At 73.8% G+C, this 16,139-nt stretch carries 18 protein-coding genes; 6 read left to right on the forward strand and 12 right to left on the reverse strand.

Annotated elements, in window-relative coordinates; translation table 11 throughout:
- Positions 1–36 precede the first annotated feature (36 nt).
- Together EFE23_RS18705 and EFE23_RS18710 are read left to right on the forward strand one after the other, a co-directional pair.
- On the forward strand, positions 37–288 hold the full coding sequence (locus EFE23_RS18705; protein WP_123242250.1) for a type II toxin-antitoxin system Phd/YefM family antitoxin: 252 nt from the start codon (positions 37–39) through the stop codon (positions 286–288).
- On the forward strand, positions 285–659 hold the full coding sequence (locus EFE23_RS18710) for a type II toxin-antitoxin system VapC family toxin (protein WP_123242235.1): 375 nt from the start codon (positions 285–287) through the stop codon (positions 657–659). The genes EFE23_RS18705 and EFE23_RS18710 overlap by 4 nt, the downstream gene beginning before the upstream one ends.
- Positions 660–696: 37 nt before the next feature.
- Here EFE23_RS18710 and EFE23_RS18715 read toward each other — a convergent pair whose 3' ends face one another.
- On the reverse strand, positions 697–942 hold the full coding sequence (locus EFE23_RS18715; RefSeq protein ID WP_233601058.1) for a nuclear transport factor 2 family protein: 246 nt from the start codon (positions 940–942) through the stop codon (positions 697–699).
- Positions 943–1,086: 144 nt separating this feature from the next.
- On the opposite strand from EFE23_RS18715, the gene EFE23_RS18720 reads away from it, so the two are divergent.
- Entirely contained in the window at positions 1,087–2,178 is a 1,092-nt protein-coding gene (locus EFE23_RS18720) for a winged helix DNA-binding domain-containing protein (RefSeq protein WP_123242236.1), read from the forward strand.
- A gap of 8 nt (positions 2,179–2,186) precedes the next feature.
- On the opposite strand, the gene EFE23_RS18725 is transcribed toward EFE23_RS18720, so the two are convergent.
- The 8 genes from EFE23_RS18725 to EFE23_RS18760 form a co-directional block, all read right to left on the reverse strand.
- The gene (locus tag EFE23_RS18725; RefSeq protein WP_123242237.1) at positions 2,187–2,792 is read right to left on the reverse strand and encodes a GTP-binding protein; all 606 of its coding nucleotides are present in this window, start codon (positions 2,790–2,792) and stop codon (positions 2,187–2,189) included.
- Positions 2,773–3,156, reverse strand: coding sequence for a DUF742 domain-containing protein (locus EFE23_RS18730; RefSeq protein ID WP_123242238.1), 384 nt, complete (start codon positions 3,154–3,156; stop codon positions 2,773–2,775). The genes EFE23_RS18725 and EFE23_RS18730 overlap by 20 nt, the downstream gene beginning before the upstream one ends.
- A complete protein-coding gene (locus tag EFE23_RS18735; RefSeq protein WP_123242239.1) occupies positions 3,153–3,578 on the reverse strand; it encodes a roadblock/LC7 domain-containing protein in 426 nt (141 codons plus the stop codon). The genes EFE23_RS18730 and EFE23_RS18735 overlap by 4 nt, the downstream gene beginning before the upstream one ends.
- Before the next feature lie 63 nt (positions 3,579–3,641).
- Positions 3,642–6,128, reverse strand: a complete 2,487-nt coding sequence (locus tag EFE23_RS18740) for a sensor histidine kinase (RefSeq protein ID WP_123242240.1) — start codon at positions 6,126–6,128, stop codon at positions 3,642–3,644.
- 204 nt (positions 6,129–6,332) lie between these two features.
- Complete coding sequence (locus tag EFE23_RS18745) at positions 6,333–7,907, reverse strand: prenyltransferase/squalene oxidase repeat-containing protein (RefSeq protein WP_233601059.1); 1,575 nt, start codon at positions 7,905–7,907, stop codon at positions 6,333–6,335.
- Complete coding sequence (locus EFE23_RS18750; RefSeq protein ID WP_123242241.1) at positions 7,897–8,802, reverse strand: terpene synthase family protein; 906 nt, start codon at positions 8,800–8,802, stop codon at positions 7,897–7,899. The genes EFE23_RS18745 and EFE23_RS18750 overlap by 11 nt, the downstream gene beginning before the upstream one ends.
- Complete coding sequence (locus EFE23_RS18755; protein WP_123242242.1) at positions 8,789–10,159, reverse strand: cytochrome P450; 1,371 nt, start codon at positions 10,157–10,159, stop codon at positions 8,789–8,791. The genes EFE23_RS18750 and EFE23_RS18755 overlap by 14 nt, the downstream gene beginning before the upstream one ends.
- A 186-nt stretch (positions 10,160–10,345) precedes the next feature.
- Positions 10,346–11,326: an AraC-like ligand-binding domain-containing protein gene (locus EFE23_RS18760; RefSeq protein ID WP_123242243.1), complete on the reverse strand. Its 981-nt coding sequence runs from the start codon at positions 11,324–11,326 to the stop codon at positions 10,346–10,348.
- A gap of 154 nt (positions 11,327–11,480) precedes the next feature.
- Here EFE23_RS18760 and EFE23_RS18765 point away from each other — a divergent pair, with 154 nt between their 5' ends.
- Positions 11,481–11,729, forward strand: a complete 249-nt coding sequence (locus EFE23_RS18765; RefSeq protein ID WP_123242244.1) for a DUF2630 family protein — start codon at positions 11,481–11,483, stop codon at positions 11,727–11,729.
- Between the two features lie 77 nt (positions 11,730–11,806).
- Here EFE23_RS18765 and EFE23_RS18770 read toward each other — a convergent pair whose 3' ends face one another.
- The 3 genes from EFE23_RS18770 to EFE23_RS18780 all read right to left on the reverse strand — a co-directional run bounded on the left by EFE23_RS18770 (position 11,807) and on the right by EFE23_RS18780 (position 14,444).
- On the reverse strand, positions 11,807–12,736 hold the full coding sequence (locus EFE23_RS18770) for an RIO1 family regulatory kinase/ATPase domain-containing protein (protein WP_123242245.1): 930 nt from the start codon (positions 12,734–12,736) through the stop codon (positions 11,807–11,809).
- A 154-nt stretch (positions 12,737–12,890) separates the two neighbouring features.
- The gene (locus EFE23_RS18775) at positions 12,891–13,535 is read right to left on the reverse strand and encodes an HAD family hydrolase (protein ID WP_123242246.1); all 645 of its coding nucleotides are present in this window, start codon (positions 13,533–13,535) and stop codon (positions 12,891–12,893) included.
- A gap of 54 nt (positions 13,536–13,589) precedes the next feature.
- Positions 13,590–14,444, reverse strand: a complete 855-nt coding sequence (locus tag EFE23_RS18780; RefSeq protein WP_123242247.1) for a carbon-nitrogen hydrolase family protein — start codon at positions 14,442–14,444, stop codon at positions 13,590–13,592.
- Positions 14,445–14,550: 106 nt separating this feature from the next.
- Between EFE23_RS18780 and EFE23_RS18785 the strand changes: the two genes are divergently transcribed.
- Both EFE23_RS18785 and EFE23_RS18790 read left to right on the forward strand, forming a co-directional pair.
- The gene (locus tag EFE23_RS18785) at positions 14,551–15,123 is read left to right on the forward strand and encodes a TetR/AcrR family transcriptional regulator (protein WP_073837960.1); all 573 of its coding nucleotides are present in this window, start codon (positions 14,551–14,553) and stop codon (positions 15,121–15,123) included.
- Between the two features lie 102 nt (positions 15,124–15,225).
- Positions 15,226–16,139 (forward strand): TIGR04222 domain-containing membrane protein (locus tag EFE23_RS18790; RefSeq protein ID WP_123242248.1); only part of this gene is annotated, 914 nt, incomplete at its 3' end.

A 16,139-nucleotide genomic window follows, 5' to 3' on the forward strand; every position in this document is an offset into this window, starting at 1 on the left:
GGGGCGGGCTAGCCTGTTAGCTAAGGAGGTGACGTGGTGGGGGAAGCCGCAGCGCAATACAACATCCACGACGCGAAGACGAACCTGTCCCGGATCATCGAGCGCGTCGAGCACGGCGAGGAGATCGTGATCAGCCGCGCCGGTACCCCGGTCGCCAAGGTCATCCCGCTACGCCCAACAGCCCGCAGCGGTCGCGGTTCGCTCCGCGGTGAACTCGTTCTGCGCGAGGGGTGGGACTCGGACGAGATCAACGAGTCGATCGCCGACGACTTCGGGCTTTCCGGATGAGTTTCCTGCTCGACACGCACGTCGTGCTGTGGTGGTTGACGGACGATCCGACCCTGTCCGACGACGTGAAGGACCTGGTCGACAACCAGCCCGAGGTGTACCTCAGCGCGGTGACCGTGTGGGAGGTGGCCATCAAACAGGCGCTCGGCAAGCTGGCCGGGCCGCCCGACCTCGCTGCCCGAGTGTGCCGAGCCGGCCTGCGGGAACTGCCGATCCGGCACGACCACGCCGTCGAGGCCGGACAGCTTCCGCCGATCCACCGGGACCCGTTCGACCGGATGCTGGTCGCCCAGGCCCGGCACGAGCGGCTGACCCTCGTCACCCGCGACGGTCACATTCAGAAGTACGATGTGCCGATCCTGGTCGCGTGACTCGGCCGGCGCCTCAACGGACTCCCTCGACCGCGGCCTACCCGCCGCTCCGGCGGCCCCTCGGCGATCCGCCGGCATCGCGCCGGGCGTCCTGCTGCTCGACGCCCACCCGAACGTCCAGCCACAGGGCGGCGAAGCCGCCGTCGGCGACCACCCGCCGCGCCCGCAGGTGCCAGTCGCCGGGATATTCCACGTTGAACCGTAGGAACGCGTCCCTGCCGCGGATGCGCTCCCGGGTCTGCGGCATCTCGTAGACCACGTCGTCGGTGAGCAGGGCCGCCACCCCCGGCGCTCCACCCGGTCGACGTAGTCGTGGGCGGTCTGCCGGGTCACCGAGGTGTCGTCCATGCGCGGACCATAGCGACCGGCTGCGACATCCTCTGCCGGGCTCGTGGGAGCTGTCGGAGCCACTGCCTAGGGTGGGGGGATGGTCGACCCGCGCCAGGTGATGAACTTCCGCGTCCAGGCCCAGCAGCTCGGCCGAGCCGAGGGCGCCCTCGACGACACCGCCGTGCTCGACATCGGGGTGCAGGAGACCGGCCCGGACGGCGGCCGGTGGGCGCTGGCCGTGCGCGGGGTCGACGTGACGGCGCTGTCCGGCGAGGATCTCATCCTGCTGTGGTCCGTGCGCGGCGCTCCCCACCTCTACCGCCGGGCCGAGGTGGCGGCGGTGAGCGCCGCGCTGGAGCCCTTCTCCGACGCGGACGCGGGCAAGCGCATCTACGACGCCGCCAAGCCGTTGAAGGCGGCCGGCATCGGCATCCTGGCCGCCCTCGACGAGGTGGCCACCCACATGCGTGCGGTCGTCACGGAGCCGACCGTCAAGGGAGTGGTCTCCGCCCGCCTGGCCGAGGCGCTGCCCGAGCCGTATCTGCGCTTCTGCCGCCCGTGCAACGCCACCCACCTCTACGAGATGCCGTTCCGGCTGGCCGCCGTGCGGGCCGGGTTGGAGCTGCAGCTCGGCACCTCGCCGCCGGTGCTGCGGCGCATCCCCCGGTTCACCCGGGCGGTCGCGTCGGGCGACAGGTTCGACCTCATCCGCGCGTACCTGCGCCTGCTCGGCCCGGCCACCCCCAAGCACGTGGCCGACTATCTCGACGCTCCGGTCAAGGAGGTGCGGGCCCGCTGGCCCGAGGACGTGGTCGAGGTGACGGTCGACGGCGAGCGGCGTTCCCTGCTGGCCGCCGACGAGCCGGCGCTGGAGTCGGCCGACGGCACGGCGACTTGCCTGCTCGGGCCGTTCGACCTCTTCCTCCAGGCGAAGGACCGGGCCACCCTGGTGCCGGACGCCGCGCACGCCAAGGAGTTGTGGCCGGTGCTGGGCCGCCCCGGCGCCGTCCTGATCGACGGGGCGCTGGTCGGCACCTGGCGTGCCCGCAAGTCGGGCAACCGGATGACCGTCACCGTCCAGCCCTGGCAGCGGCTGTCCGAGCACCGCCGCAAAGCCGTCGTCGACCAGGCGGAACGCCTCGCCGCGTACCGCGCCGTCGTCCTCGCCGGCGTCGAATTCAGCGGCTAGCGGCCGGGTCAGTCGGTGACCCGGCGGCGCTCCTCACGCTGCTTCATGGCGTGCTCCAGCAGCGTGATCAGCACCTCCTTGACCGATTCCCGCTCCCGGGCGTCACAGAGCACCACCGGTACGCCCGGATCGAGGTCGAGCGCCGTCTGCACCTCGTCCACCCGGTAGCGCCGGGCGTCTTCGAAGCAGTTCACGGCCACCACGAACGGGGTGCCCCGCTCCTCGAAGTAGTCGATCGACGGGAAGCAGTCGGCCAGTCGCCGGGTGTCGGCGAGCACCACCGCGCCGATCGCGCCAAGCGCCAGCTCGTCCCAGACGAACCAGAACCGGTCCTGGCCGGGGGTGCCGAACAGGTAGAGCACCAGGTCGTCGCTGATGGTGATCCGGCCGAAGTCCATCGCCACCGTGGTGGTGGTCTTCCCCTCGACACCCGAGAGGTCGTCGATGCCGACCCCGGTCTCGGTCAGCACCTCCTCGGTGCGCAGGGGGCGGGTCTCGCTGACCGCGCCGACCAGGGTGGTCTTGCCGACACCGAAGCCACCGGCGATGAGGATCTTGACGCCGGTGGGCACGGTTGCCGCGCCCGCCGGCCGCTCAGAGCGCCCGTAGTCCATTGAGTACCGCCTCGAAAACACTGTCGTCGGGAAGGCCGGCGGGGGTGGCGCTCGGCTCACGGACCTGCACCAGGCTGCGGGCGACCAGGTCACCGAGGAGAACCCGGACGGAGCCCACCGGCAGGTCGAGATGGGCGGCGATCTCGGCCACGGACAGCACCCGCTGGCAGAGACCGACGATCGCCACGTGCTCCGGGCCGAGCCCGGACTCCGACCCCACGTCCTCCCGGGTCGAGGTGACCAGGGAGATCAGGTCGAACGTGCCGGTCACCGGGCGGGCCCGGCCACCGGTCACCGCGTACGGGCGGACCACCGGGCCCTCGTCCACCCACTCGTGGTCCGCGGGCTCCCCCTGGCCGGTCATCGCGCCGCAGCCTCGCCGGCGGAAGGCTCCCGGCTGGGCGAGGCGACGAACCGGCCCACCCGGGTGACCAGCATCGCCATCTCGTACGCGATCAGGCCGACGTCGGCGTCCTGGCCCGCCAGCACGGCCAGGCAGGCGTTGCGCCCGGCCGCGGTGACGAAGAGGAACGACGACTGCATCTCGATGATCGTCTGCTGCACCTGGCCGCCGCCGAAGCGCTTGCCGGCGCCCCGGGCCAGGCTCTGGATGCCGGCCGCCATCGCCGCCAGGTGCTCGCCGTCGTCCCGGCTCAGGCCCCGCGAGGCGGCCATCAACAGGCCGTCGGTGCTCAGGGCCACCGCGTGTTCCGCCTGCTTCACCCGGCCGACCAGGTCATCCAGCAGCCACGTCAGGTCTGCGCTCGAAGCCGTCTGCTGCACCACTCGTCGTCCTCTTCTCCCCCGGCTGGTGTCGCCGTGCTCGTCTGCCCCGCCGCCTCGGCGTGCTCAGGTCGCCTGTTCGTCCGCGGCGCCGGGTTCGCCGGTCGCCCCGTGCGCGCCGCTGAGCAGGCGCGCCGCGTCGGTCCGGCCCCGCCGGGTGCCGCTCTGGTAGGCGGTCATCATCCGGCGCACCTGCTCCGGCGGGCGTACCACCTGCTCGTCGTCGTCCGCGTCCACCGTGGACGGCCCGGCGCGCAGCTCCGGCGCGAGGCTGGCCTGGCGGACCCGGACCGGCAGACCGGACTCGCCCGTCGCCGGCCCGTCCTCGGCAGCCACCTCGACCGTGGTCGCGTCGGCCGACTCCGCGGCCACCGGGAGCGGCGCGGGCGTGGTCGCGTCGGCCGACTCCGCGGGCGGCGCGGGCGTGGTCGGATCCGCCGACTCCGCGGGCGCCGGCGTGGTCGCGCCGGCCGGGTCCGCAGCTGCCGGCGCGTACCCGGACGAGGTGACCCGGGCCGGCTCGGCGGGCCGCACCGCCGGGTCGGCCGGCTCCCCGGCCTCCGGCGTGGTCGGCGTCGCCGCCGCGTCGGATCCGGCCTCCGGCGAGGACGTCACGGGCCCGCCCGGCACACCGGTGCCCGCCCGGAAACCGCCCGAGACCGTCGGGTCCGAACCGTCCTCGCCGAGCAGGCCGGACGGGATCAGCACCACGGCCGTGGTGCCGCCGTACGCGGACTCCTTGAGCTGCACCTTCACGCCGTGCCGCTCGGTCAGCCGGCTGACCACGAACAGGCCCAGCCGGGCGGCGTCGGCCAGGTTGAGCTCGGACCGGTCGACGATGCGGTGGTTCGCGGCGGCCAGCTCCTCCTCGCTCATGCCGAGGCCGCGGTCCTCGATCTCGATGGCGAAGCCGTTGGCGACCAGCTGGCCGCGTACCTCGACGGTGGTGTGCGGGGGCGAGAAGGACAGCCCGTTCTCGATCAGCTCGGCCAGCAGGTGGATCAGGTCGCCGACGGCCCGGCCGCTGAGCGACACCGGCCCGAGCGGCAGCACGGTGACCCGGGTGTAGTCCTCGACCTCGGCCACCGCGCCCCGGACCACGTCCACCATCGGCACGTTCCGCCGCCAGGACCGGCCCGGGGTGGAGCCGGAGAGGACGATCAGGTTCTCCGCGTTGCGGCGCATCCGGGTGGCCAGGTGGTCGACCCGGAACAGGTCCTCCAGCTCCTCGGCGTCGTGCTCCCGGCGCTCCATCGCGTCGAGCAGGGTCAGCTGGCGGTGCACCAGCGCCTGCGTACGCCGGGCCAGGCTGAGGAAGACCTCCCGGACGCTGCGGCGCAGCTCGGCCTGCTCGACGGCGGTCCGGATCGCGGTCTCCTGCACGGCGTTGAACGCCTTGCCGACCTGCCCGATCTCGTCGTCGCCGGTCTGCAGCGGGGGCGCCTCGCGGGCGACGTCCACCTCCTCGCCGCGGGCGAGCCGCCCCACCACGCCGGGCAGCCGCTCGTTGGCGAGCTGGTGTGCCGCATCGCGAAGCCGTTGCAGCTCGGCCACCAGGGCACGCGCGGTCGTGACGGAGACGACGATCGAGGCGATGACCGCGATCAGGCCGAGGCCCGCGGCCAGGACCAGACGGACGATCACCAGCGCGGCCACCGGCTTCGCCCGCTCGACCACGTCGTCCCCACTGTCGAGGACCATCTCCTGCAGCTCGGTCAGGGCCGAGGCGGAGACGCGGTTCCAGTCGGGCTCGCCGACGGCGAGCTTGGTCTCCCGGCGATCGCTCGACATGACCCGGTCTTCGAGGCGGCGCAGGTCGTTGAAGGCCGAACCGGTGAGCACCTGGTTGAACCGGGTCTGGTCGGACGGACGCAGCTGCGACCGGATTCGCTCCGCGGCGAACCGCTGGCCGGACGCGAGCTGGGTGAAGCGGAGGTGTTCGTCGGGCGTGATCCGCCCGGCGGCGAGCGCGCCGACCAGCAGCGCGTCCTCCTGCGAGATCAGCTCCCGGACCCGGTACAGCTCGATCAGGTGTCGGGTGTCCGCCTCGATCTCGGGATCGTCGAGGCCGCCGACCACGTCGTAGAGCTGGAAGAGGGAATCGATGAGCGCCGTGTAGGAACTCGTGGCGCTCGTCCGGTCGAGGGTCCGGTCGTCAATGGACCTGCGGATGCCGGCCAGGCCGTCGAGAGCGACGACGGTGGCGTCCACCCGCTGCTCGGCCGCGCCGTCGCTGGCCAGCCTCGCCCGCCAACCGCGCGCCGTGTCCTTGAACGCCGCCGTGTCCTCGTCGACGGTTCGACGGACGTCGTCGAGCGCCTCCCGCCGCGCGGCCGTGGGCGCGCCCAGGTAGGCGACCGACAGGCGCCGCTCCACCTGCAGCTCGAGGAGAAGAGGCTCGCTCGGCGAGACGATCTGGCTGTCGATCGTCTGCACCCCGAGCAGGTTGATCCCCTCGCGGAGGGTCACCCAGGCGGCGAACGACCACAGGGCCACGAGCGAGGCGAGGAGCGCGATGACCTTGGCGCGCAGATTCGTGGTGCGAGGCCGCATTTGACCGTCCCATGCCGGACATCAGGTACTTGCCGGCGGGGCGTGCCGAACAAGCGGTTCGTGGGTAGGCAGATCGAGGCACGCTAGCAGTTGCCGGACTATCGCCTCAAGACCGCAGGAAAGGGCGCTCCTTCGCGGGGACGCGATCGTGGCCGGCCGCTCCCTGCGCCCGGCTACCGCGCCACAGGTGACCCGCCGGTCGCGTCACACCGCGACCGACCGGGCCGCCGGCTCGGCGCCGACGGCGAGCTGAGCCAGCCGCTGCGCGGCGAACACGGCAGCGTCGACGATCAAGGTCGGCCGGTAGAGGTCCTTGTCGTGCCACAGCGCCGGGCCTTCCTCGTCGCCGCTCGCGGCCAGGTAGGCGTACCCTCGGCGGACGGCGTGGGCCACGTCGGGGTGGCGGCCCGCGACGGCGAGGATCTGCACGGCGTACGCGGTCTCCTCGGGCGTGCCGCCCCATCGGCCCCAGGAGCCGTCCGGGTGCTGCGTGGCGAGCACCCATCCGACGGCGCGAGCGAGCGCCTGCGGCACCACCCCCTGGGAGTCGAACTCGGACAGGGCGAGCACGCAGCAGACGGTCGCGTAGTACGCGGAGGCGTGCCACCGGTCCCGCCAACTGCCGTCGGTCTCCTGCCGTGCCACCAGCGCGGACACCACCCGCAGGGCGGCCGCACGGTGCCGTCGGGTCGCCCCTCGTCCGGCGCGGACGTGGTGGCCGAGCGCGTCGAGGACGTGCGCGTTGGTGGTGACGGAGAAGCCGTCCTCGCCCGGCCAGGTGCAGAACCCGTCCGGAACCTCGTACCTCCACAGGCAGTCCAGGTCGGTGGGTACGCCGAGCCGCGCGAGGGCGTACAGGGCGACTGATGTCGTGTCGGCGTCCGCGGGTAGGCCGGGGCCCGCCGGTGTGCCGGCCGGGGTGAACTGCGCCGTCAGGCTGCCCACCAGGTCAGGTGACGCGGGCACGGCGAAGCCGGCCCGGGTGAGGGTGCCGACGACCCAGGCGCGTTCGAACACCGTGATCGGCGTCGCGCAGGGGACCGGCCCACCGTGCCGCTCGACGACCGCTTCCAGGCAGCTGCGGAGGTGGTGGTGGACCTCGTCGGGGCCGAGCCACGCCGCGGTCGCCGCCGGCGAGGCGCCGACCAGACCCGCGGAAGAGGGCGGCACGCCGCCGGCGTCGCGGGCCGACGGGCCGACGACCTCCAGGGCGTGCAGCAACTTGTCGGGCACGGCGCCGCCCGCGGCCACGAGCCGCCGGACGGCCGACAGTCGGCGGCCGTCCATTCCGGACGGCAGGCCCAGCCGGGGGTACGCCCGCCAGTGCCGCAGTCCGGCCGGGATGTCGGGCCGGGACAGGTGCCCGTTGATCGCGGCGATCAGGGCCGGCACGATGAGGTCGACCGCCGGCGTGTCCGGAGTCGGCGGCCCGGCCCGGAGCAGCCGGGTGAGGGCCTGCAGACCACGGTCGGCCGCCCGGATCAGGGCCTCGCTCCCGGACGAGGTGTACAGGACGGCCAGGAGCGCCTCGGTGGCGCTCGCGGTCGGCACCACCGCGTAGCCCTCCGGCGGTCCCCACCCGCCATCGGCCCGCTGACTGCGCAACAGGTAGTCGACCCGCTCGGCATGGCCGGCGAGCCAGGGGGACAGGCTGACCAGCCGAGCGGTCTCGTAGAGGGACGGGGTGACGTGCCCGGCCGGTTCGCGCAGCATCGCCGCGAGCAGGCGGTCGGCGGCGCCCGCGGGACGGCGGAGCCCGGGATCGCCGTCAGTGCTCAACGCTGCCCCAGAAGTCGGTGCCGTGGTAGAAGCCGGTGGTGAAGCCAATCTCCCGCCTGAGGTACTCGGCTTCCCGCGGGCAGGTTCCGGCCAGTGTGTCGAGCAGGGCGCGGCAGCCGGCCGTCCGCAGCTTGATCTGCCGCGTGACGTCATCCCGATCGACGCCGAGCAGGAGGGCGTTCAGATCGCCGGACTTCAGGTCACGCTCGTAGCTGGCGAGGTCGTTGACGAGTCGCAGGACCTGCTGCACCTCGCGGCTCGCGGCGATCAGTTCGGCGAGACGGTCGACGGTCCGCGCCTCCCCCGTGGCGATCCAGTGGGACACGTTGACCCAGGTCGCCCCGTAGTTGTCGGCGTTGCTCAGGTACTCCTCGAACGAGGGGAGGCAGGTCTCGTCGTGCTCCCTCGCCGCACGCCACCGCCATTCGCGGAGATCGGCTGTGAGCATCCGGCGGAGTTCCTCCCGCCACACCGGTCGGGCGCGCGGGAACGCCGCCACGGTGGACAACTCGTCGCGGATCTCGGCGAGGAAGCGGCCGAGTTCGTCGCCGTCGGCGGGTGCGGCGCCGTCGGCGATGTCCAGGCACGCGGCCACCAGCGCCGCGGCGGCGTCGGCGGAGGTCGCGACGGAGTCGACCTGCCAGTCCTCGGCGGTGACCCACAGGGAGGTGAGATTGGCGATGCGGAGCTGCCCGGCGGTGCACCAGGGAGCGATGAACGCGGTCGACAGGGCCAGGGCGCTGAGCATCGCGCCGTCCACCGGAAGGGCGGGGAACAGGCTGGGGTGGACCGCCACACGCTGCTGCAGGTCACGTTGCCCCCGGGCGGCGAGCGAGCAGATCCGGCCCTGCTCGGCGGCGGCGGCGAACCCGTCGCCGGGGTCATGGAGAGTCATGGGCGTGCTCCCGCGGGGCGACGGAGGGTTCGACGGGCTTCAGGGTCACCGTCACGGTACGCGCCGGCCGCAGTGACGCGGCCACCCTGGTGCCCGGGATGCGCGGATCGGTGACGGTGAGGCGGAACCGGCTCAGCAGGGTGGCCACGATCAGCACGGCCTCCAGGTTGAACAGGTGCTCGCCTAGGCAGCGGTGCATCCCGGCGCCGAACGGATAGTGGGCGTAGCGGTGCCGGTCGTCCCGGCCCGCCCGGCCCGGGGCGAACCGCTCGGGATCGAACGTCTCCGCGGTGTCCCCCCACCACAGCGGCATCCGCTGCGTGGCGTACGGGGAGAGGATGACGGTGGCTCCCTTGTCGATCCGGACGCCGCCGAGGACGTCCTCGGCGGCGGCGCGTCGGGGCAGGATCCAGCCCGCGGGGTACAGGCGCAGGAGTTCCTCGAGAACCATCCTGGTGTACGCGAGGTCGGGCAGGTGATCGGCGCGGACCGGTCCCCGGCCCACCACGCGGTCGACCTCGTCATACAGCTTGTCGGCGACGTCGGGGTGGTTGGCGAGCACCGGCCAGAGCCAGGTGAGCACGACGTGGCTGGTCTCGGTGGTCACCGCGACCATGGAGACCAGGTCGTCCCGCAGCTGCTTCTCGCTCAGCTCCCGGTCGCCCTGCCGCCGGGCACGCGCCAGGGTCGACAGCACGTCGTCGCCGTCGCCGGGGCTGCCCAACGCGGCCCGCAGCACCGGCAGCAGGATGTCGTCGATGGCCTGGACGGCAGCCCGGAAGCGGCGGTCCCCGGGCAGCGGAACCCACCACGGCAGGAACGGCGCCAGCAGCCGGGGAGCCATCGCGGTGACGATGGTCTCCTGGGCCGCCATGATCCGCAGCGCGTCGTCGACGGAGATGCGGTCGGCGAAGAACACCCGCATGATGGCGCTGCAGACGATCCTGGACAGTTCACGGCCGATGTCCAGCGTGGTGCCGGCGGCGGCCGCGGCGTCGAGTTCATCGGCCGCCGCGCTGATCGCCTCCGCCATGGTGTCCACCATGGCGTCGATGCGGGCGGGCCGGAACAGGGGCGCCAACGTGCGGCGGCTGGCGGCCCACGTCTCCCCTTCGGAGAGGATCCCGTCCCCGACCAGCTTGCGCACCGAGCGCCACAGAGCCGTGTCGTCACCCCGCGGGTAGCTGGCGGCCCGGTCGTGGAGAACCTCCTGCACGTGGGCCGGATTGGTGACCAGGTACGGGCGCGACACGCCCAGACCGACGCGCACGACGTCGCCCCCGGACCAGTTACCCAGGTCGATGAGCGCCCGGTGCGCGTCCCGCACGACCGCGGGTAGCGCGCGCCGGGCGGGCACCGCTCTGGCCCGTACGCCTGACCGCGCTCTAGCCATGGCGAACCTCCACAAGCCCTCCCCCACCTCAGCGTGCCCGCACTCCGTTGAGTCATCGCTCAACCTAGGCGCCGTTAAGTGTCCGTTCCGCAACCGGAAGGATGCAAGGTGTGATCGCGGCCGAGTCCCCGGAGGCACCCGTCCCGCTCGTCATGCCGAGGTGGCGCCGACCTGGTCCCGGTACGCCTGTGGCGAGTGACCGTAGGCGGCACGGAACGCCCGACTGAAGTGCGCCTTGCCGGTGAACCCCCAGCGCCCGGCGATCACCCGGACGGCCTGGCCGGCCAGGAGCGGGTCAGCCAGGTCACGGCGGCATCGCTCCAGGCGGCGACGGCGGATCAGCCCCGCTACCGTGGCCTCCCCGCCCTCGAAGACCCGGTGCAGCGTCCGCAGCGAGATGTGGTGCGCGCCCGCGATGATCGACGGGGTCAGCTCGGGGTCGCCCAGGTGGCGGTCGATGAAGGACTCGATGCGCAGGCGGAGCGCGTGCTGTCGCACATCCTCCGGAAGGGTGTCCTCGGCATCGATCCGCTGGGCGAGCATCGCGGCGATGAGATCGATCGCGACGGCGCTCAACCGGCCGGCGTCCGCCGCGGTGAACTGCTCCGGATGCCGGGCGATGCGCCGGAGGAACTGCGCGAGCAGCCCTCCCATTCCGGTCGACCCGGAGATGCTGCCCGCCAGCAGCTTCGTCACCCTGGCCGGCGACAGCGGCAGCGCCGCGTGGGGGATGTTGACCGTGATGGCGTTGAGCAGCTGACCGGGCGGGGCCTCGTGGCGCACCTCGAAGGGCCGCGAGTTGTCCAGCAACGTGAACTCGGCGGCGTGCACCAGCGACTCCCGCCGCTGCTGGCTGACCGCGCCGACGCCGACCCGCGTCAGCGACAGCTGATACATCTCCGGATCGGCCCGGCGGATGAGCTTCGGAGTGCGCACCATCGTCAACGACGGGTACGTGAAGTCGGTCAGTCGAAGACCGCCGAGCCCGACGGCGCGGGCATGGGCGTCGAAGCGGTCGGCGTGGGCGCTCGAGATCAGCGCGGGCGCGCTGCTCTCGACCACGTCGAGCCACAGGCCGAACCGGTCCGCCGGTGGCAGGAGCCGGGTGTCGAAGACGTGAACCGGAAGCACCCGTCAACCCTCGCAGCCGCCGCCACCGGCAGAACCGACGGGGGTACGGGTCGACGGGCCGGAACCGGCGCGGCTGCACCCGCCGGCACCGGCGGGACGCCGGGGGCAACGAGAACTCGCGCGCCGCACCGCCCCCTGTGCCAAGCTTCGGGGCATGGACGACAAGACCATCCTGAACCGGATCTCCGAGCTCGTCGACGAGGAGCACCGGCTGCGCTCGGCCGCCCAGGAGAACGAGGCCGGCACCGACGACGCGGCGCGGGAGCGGCTGCGGGCGCTGGAGGAGTCCCTCGACCAGTGCTGGGACCTGCTGCGCCGCCGGCGGGCGGCCCGCCAGGCGCACGGCGACCCGGACGCCCAGGGCGAGCGCCCGCTGTCGGAGGTCGAGCGCTACCTCCAGTGACCCGTGGTCCCCGGCACCGGCCGGGGATCACGCGCCGGCGTCCCGGGCGGGTGTTCCCCGCCCGGGACGCGGCGCGCTCAGCGGATCCCGGCCTCCCGCAGCAGCACGCCGGTCAGCTCGGCCGGGTCGGCGGCCGCCGCGGGCAGGCCCCGGGCGGCGAACCAGCTGCCGACGACCCGGACGTCCCGGGCGAGGAAGTCCGGCCCCTGCGGGTTGGCCACCACGTCGACCACCTGCGGCAGGTCGATCATGACCAGTCGCCCCCGGTGCACCAGCAGGTTGTACGGCGACAGGTCGCCGTGCGCGTACCCGGCCCGGGCCAGCACGGCCAGGGCGTCGACCAGTTGCTCCCACAGGTCACGCAGCTCGGCGCCGTCGGGACGGAGCTGAGCCAACCGGGGTGCGGCCTGCCCCTGTTCGGCGTCGCCGATGAACTCCAGCATCACCTCGGTGCCGAGCAGCTGGACCGGATAGGGCACGGCGATCCGCCCGGAGGCGGCGCCGATCTCCCAGAGCCGGGCCAGGGCGGCGAACTCGGCCGCCGCCCACTGGCCGGCGATCATCTGCCGACCGAAGGCGGTCCGCCCGGCCATCGCCCGCATCTCGCGGGACCGGCGGACCCGCCGTCCCTCCAGATAGCCGGCGTCCCGGTGGAAGAGCCGGTGCTGGGGGTCCCGGTAGCGCTTGGCCGCCAGCAGGCAGGAGCGGTCGGTGTCCGGCACGGCCCGGCGGACCAGGTGGACGTCCGCCTCCTTGCCGGTCTTGAGCACGCCGAGCTCGGTGTCCCGGGCGGCCAGCTCGGTGACCAGCCAGTCGGGATGGGGTTCGGGCCCGTGCACGGCCTCGTCCCAGGAGGACCAGGCGTCCTCGGGGGCGGGCTCGTCGTCGGGTTCGCTCAGGACCGGCTCGGCGTGCCGGCCCCGCTTCAGAAAGTACGGTTCGTCGTCGTCGAAGCGGCTCTTGCCGCGGCCACGGCGCTGCGGCGCCGGGAGGTCGTGTTCGCGCACGGGTGGGTTGATCCTTCGATCGAGGCGGGTGGAGGCAGGTGGAACGACCCTGCAAAGACGGCCATGACCGACCTCCTCTCCTCGACCGGGCCCCGCCCGGCTGCGCCCTCGCGCGGCCCCATGGTCACCGGGCCGACCGGGTGGGTCAAGCGAATTACCCCGCCAGCACCGCGGCCACCGCCGCGATCAGGCCGTCGACCGTGCGGGTGGGCGCGAACCGGGTGTCCGACCAGCGGCGCCCCCGGTGCAGCCAGACGCTGGGCAGGCCGACGGCGGTCGCCCCGCCGATGTCGGCCTCCGGGCTGTCCCCCACCACCCAGGCGCCGCGCAGCGGCATCCGCACCCGCTGGGCGGCGAGCGCGAAGATCCGCGGGTTGGGCTTGCTGACCCCGGCCTCCTCGGAGATCACCCAGTCGGCGACGTACCGGTCCAGGCCGGTGCCGCGGATCTTCGCCTCCTGCTGGCGTACCACGCCGTTGGTGACCACCACCGGAACCCAGCCGGCGTCGTCGGCGATCCGCAGCGCGCAGGCGACCAGCGGGTCCAGCCGGGTGTTCGCCACCACCCCGTCGTGCAGCTCCTCCACCAGGTCGATGGAGGGGATGCGCAGCGCGTACCGGTCCCGGATCGCGTCCGCCACGTCCCACCGGTCGGTGAGCCCGTCCGCGTCGACGGAGAGCAACCACTCGATGTCGGCGGGTGGCGCGCCGATGCCCGCCAGGAACCGCTCACCCCAGGCGCGGAACGGCTTCTCGCGGTCGAGCAGGGTGTTGTCCAGGTCGAGCAGGAGCAGCGGCACTCGGGCACCTTACGGGACCGGGACACCCGACCGACAGGGCTGAGGGAGCGTCGGTCAGGCCAGCAGGGTCGTCCGCGGCAGCCCCTGGTCGGGCAGCCGGTCGGCGAGCATGGTGTGCGCGGCCCGGGTGGCCGCCAGGGCGGCCGGGTCGAGCGTGGCCGCCAGCACGTCCTCCCCGGTGTCCGCGCCCCGGGCCAGCGGCCGCCCCTCCGGGTCGTACACGGCGGCGCCGCCGTTGAAGCGCCACGGGTCGGCGCCGTCGACGGCGTTGGCGAAGACCACGTACATGGTGTTGTCCAGGGCGCGAGCGGCGTAGTAGAGGTCGCGCCGGTGCGCCGAGCCGGCCAGGTAGCCGCTCGGGCAGAGATAGCCGTGCGCCTGGTCGTCGGCGGCGGCGCGGCCGTGCTCCGGAAAGCAGCCGTCGTAGCAGATGCCGAGGCCGAGCCGCCAGCCGTCGACCACCACGGTGGCGCCCCGCCGCCCGGCGTCGAACAGCTCGCGCTCGCCGCTCCAGAGCTGCTGCTTGTCGTACGCGGCGCGCACCGCGCCGGTCGGGTCGACCACCAGGGCGGAGATGGTCCGCCGCCCGTCCGGGTGCCGGACCGCCGCGCCCACCACCACCGTCGTCCCGCCGTCCCGGGCGGCCGTGCGCAGCGGGTCCAACCGCGGGTCCTCGACCCGGCCGTCCCCGTCGGCGGCCAGGTCGGTGCCGGCCGGGTCGGCGGCCAGGGTCGGCGGGTGGTACGCCGGCAGGTACAGCTCGGGCAGCACCACCACCCGGGCGCCGCCGGCCCGGCCGACCAGCCGGGCGGCGGAGGCGGCGTTCCCGGCGAGGTCGCCGGGGACCGGGGTGGCCTGCACGGCGGCCACGGTCAACGGGTGGGCGGGAAGCGGCGCGGCCTGGGTCACCGGCCGATCCTAACCGGATCCCCCGGGCGGGTGATCATGTTGACGACCGCATCTCAAGCCGTACGTACGGTTTGCATTCAACGGGGTGGCCTGCGACGATCGGTCCGTGCCCAGAGTAAGCCAGGACCAGCTCGACGCGCGCCGCCAGGAGATCCTGGCCGCCGCCCGGGCGTGTTTCGCCCGCCACGGCTACGAGGGCGCCACGGTCCGCCGCCTGGAGGAGGCCACCGGCCTCTCCCGCGGAGCGATCTTCCACCACTTCCGGGACAAGGACTCGCTCTTCCTCGCCGTCGCCGAGGACGACGCGGCGGTCATGGTGGAGACCGTCGCCCGCAACGGCCTGGTCCAGGTGATGCGGGACCTGCTCGCCCGGGCGGTCTCCCCGGACACCACCGGCTGGCTCGGCAGCCAGCTGGAGGTCTCCCGGCGGCTGCGCACCGACCCGGCCTTCGCCAAGCGCTGGGCGGAACGCTCGGCGGCCATCGCTGAGGCGACCCGGGAACGCCTGCTGCGCCAGCGGGAGGCCGGCGTGCTCCGCGACGACGTGCCGATCGACGTGCTGGCCCAGTTCCTGGAGCTGGCGTACGACGGGTTGGTGCTGCACCTGGCGATGGGCCGGCCCGCCGGTGACCTGGGCCGGGTGCTCGACCTGGTCGAGGAGGCCGTGCGCCGGCACTGACCGGGGCGGGGTCTCGGTCCGGTAACTGGCCCGACGGGCCGGATCGGCACTGGCGGAACTGCTCCACAATGGGCCGCGATCCCCTCGCGACAGGAGCAGAGCATGACCGTCCTCGCCGCACCGGGCGACACCTGGGGCATCCCCGGCCCGGTCTTCCTGCGGTGGTATCTCCTGGCCGCCGCCGCGCTGGTCGTGGGCGCCGTGATCCACCGGATCCGCGGGCTCTCCGGCACCTCGGCCGGCCCCGGCGGACAGCTCGGGCCGCAGCAGGTCGCGTACCTCAACGGGGGCGACCAGCTCGCCGTCTGGACGGCGCTCGGCGGGCTGCGCCGGGCCGGCGCGGTGGGGGTGTCGCCCGACCGGCGGATCGTCCGCGGTGGCCCGCTGCCGGCCGGCGTCACCCCGTTGGACCAGGCCGTCTACCAGGCGGCCGGCCGGGGCGTGCCCTCCCGGGAGCTGCGCCGCGACGAGTGGGTGGTCCGCGCGGTCGACCAGCTCCGCGACGGCCTGGAGCAGCGGGGCCTGGCGCTGGGCAAGGCCCGGCGAACGGCGCTGCGACGCTGGCCGATGCTGATCGGCGCGCTGCTGGCACTCGGCGTGATCCGGGCCTTCGTCGGCCTGTCCAACGGCCGCCCCGCCGGCTTCCTGCTGCTCTCCATGGTCCCGCTCTTCATCGCCTTCGTGCTGCTCAGCCGGGTGCCGTGGCGCACCCGGGCGGCCGACCGGGCGCTGCGCGAGCTACGCCGCCAGCACACCTGGCTGCGGCCCTCCGCCGCCCCGGCGTACGCCACCTACGGGCCGTCGGACGCGGCGATGGGGGTGGCGTTGTTCGGCACCGCCACCATCTGGGCCATGGACCCCGGCTTCGCGGAGCAGGCCGAGATCCAGCGCCAGGCGATCAGCGCGGGCGGCGGCTCCTCGGGCAGCTCGTGCGGGGGCGGCAGCTCCTGCGGCGGGGGCAGCTCCTGCGGCGGCGGCAGCTCCTGCGGGGGCGGCGGCTGCGGCGGGGGCGGGTG

This window comes from Micromonospora solifontis (assembly GCF_003725545.1).
Classification (GTDB): Bacteria; Actinomycetota; Actinomycetes; order Mycobacteriales; family Micromonosporaceae; genus Micromonospora; species Micromonospora solifontis.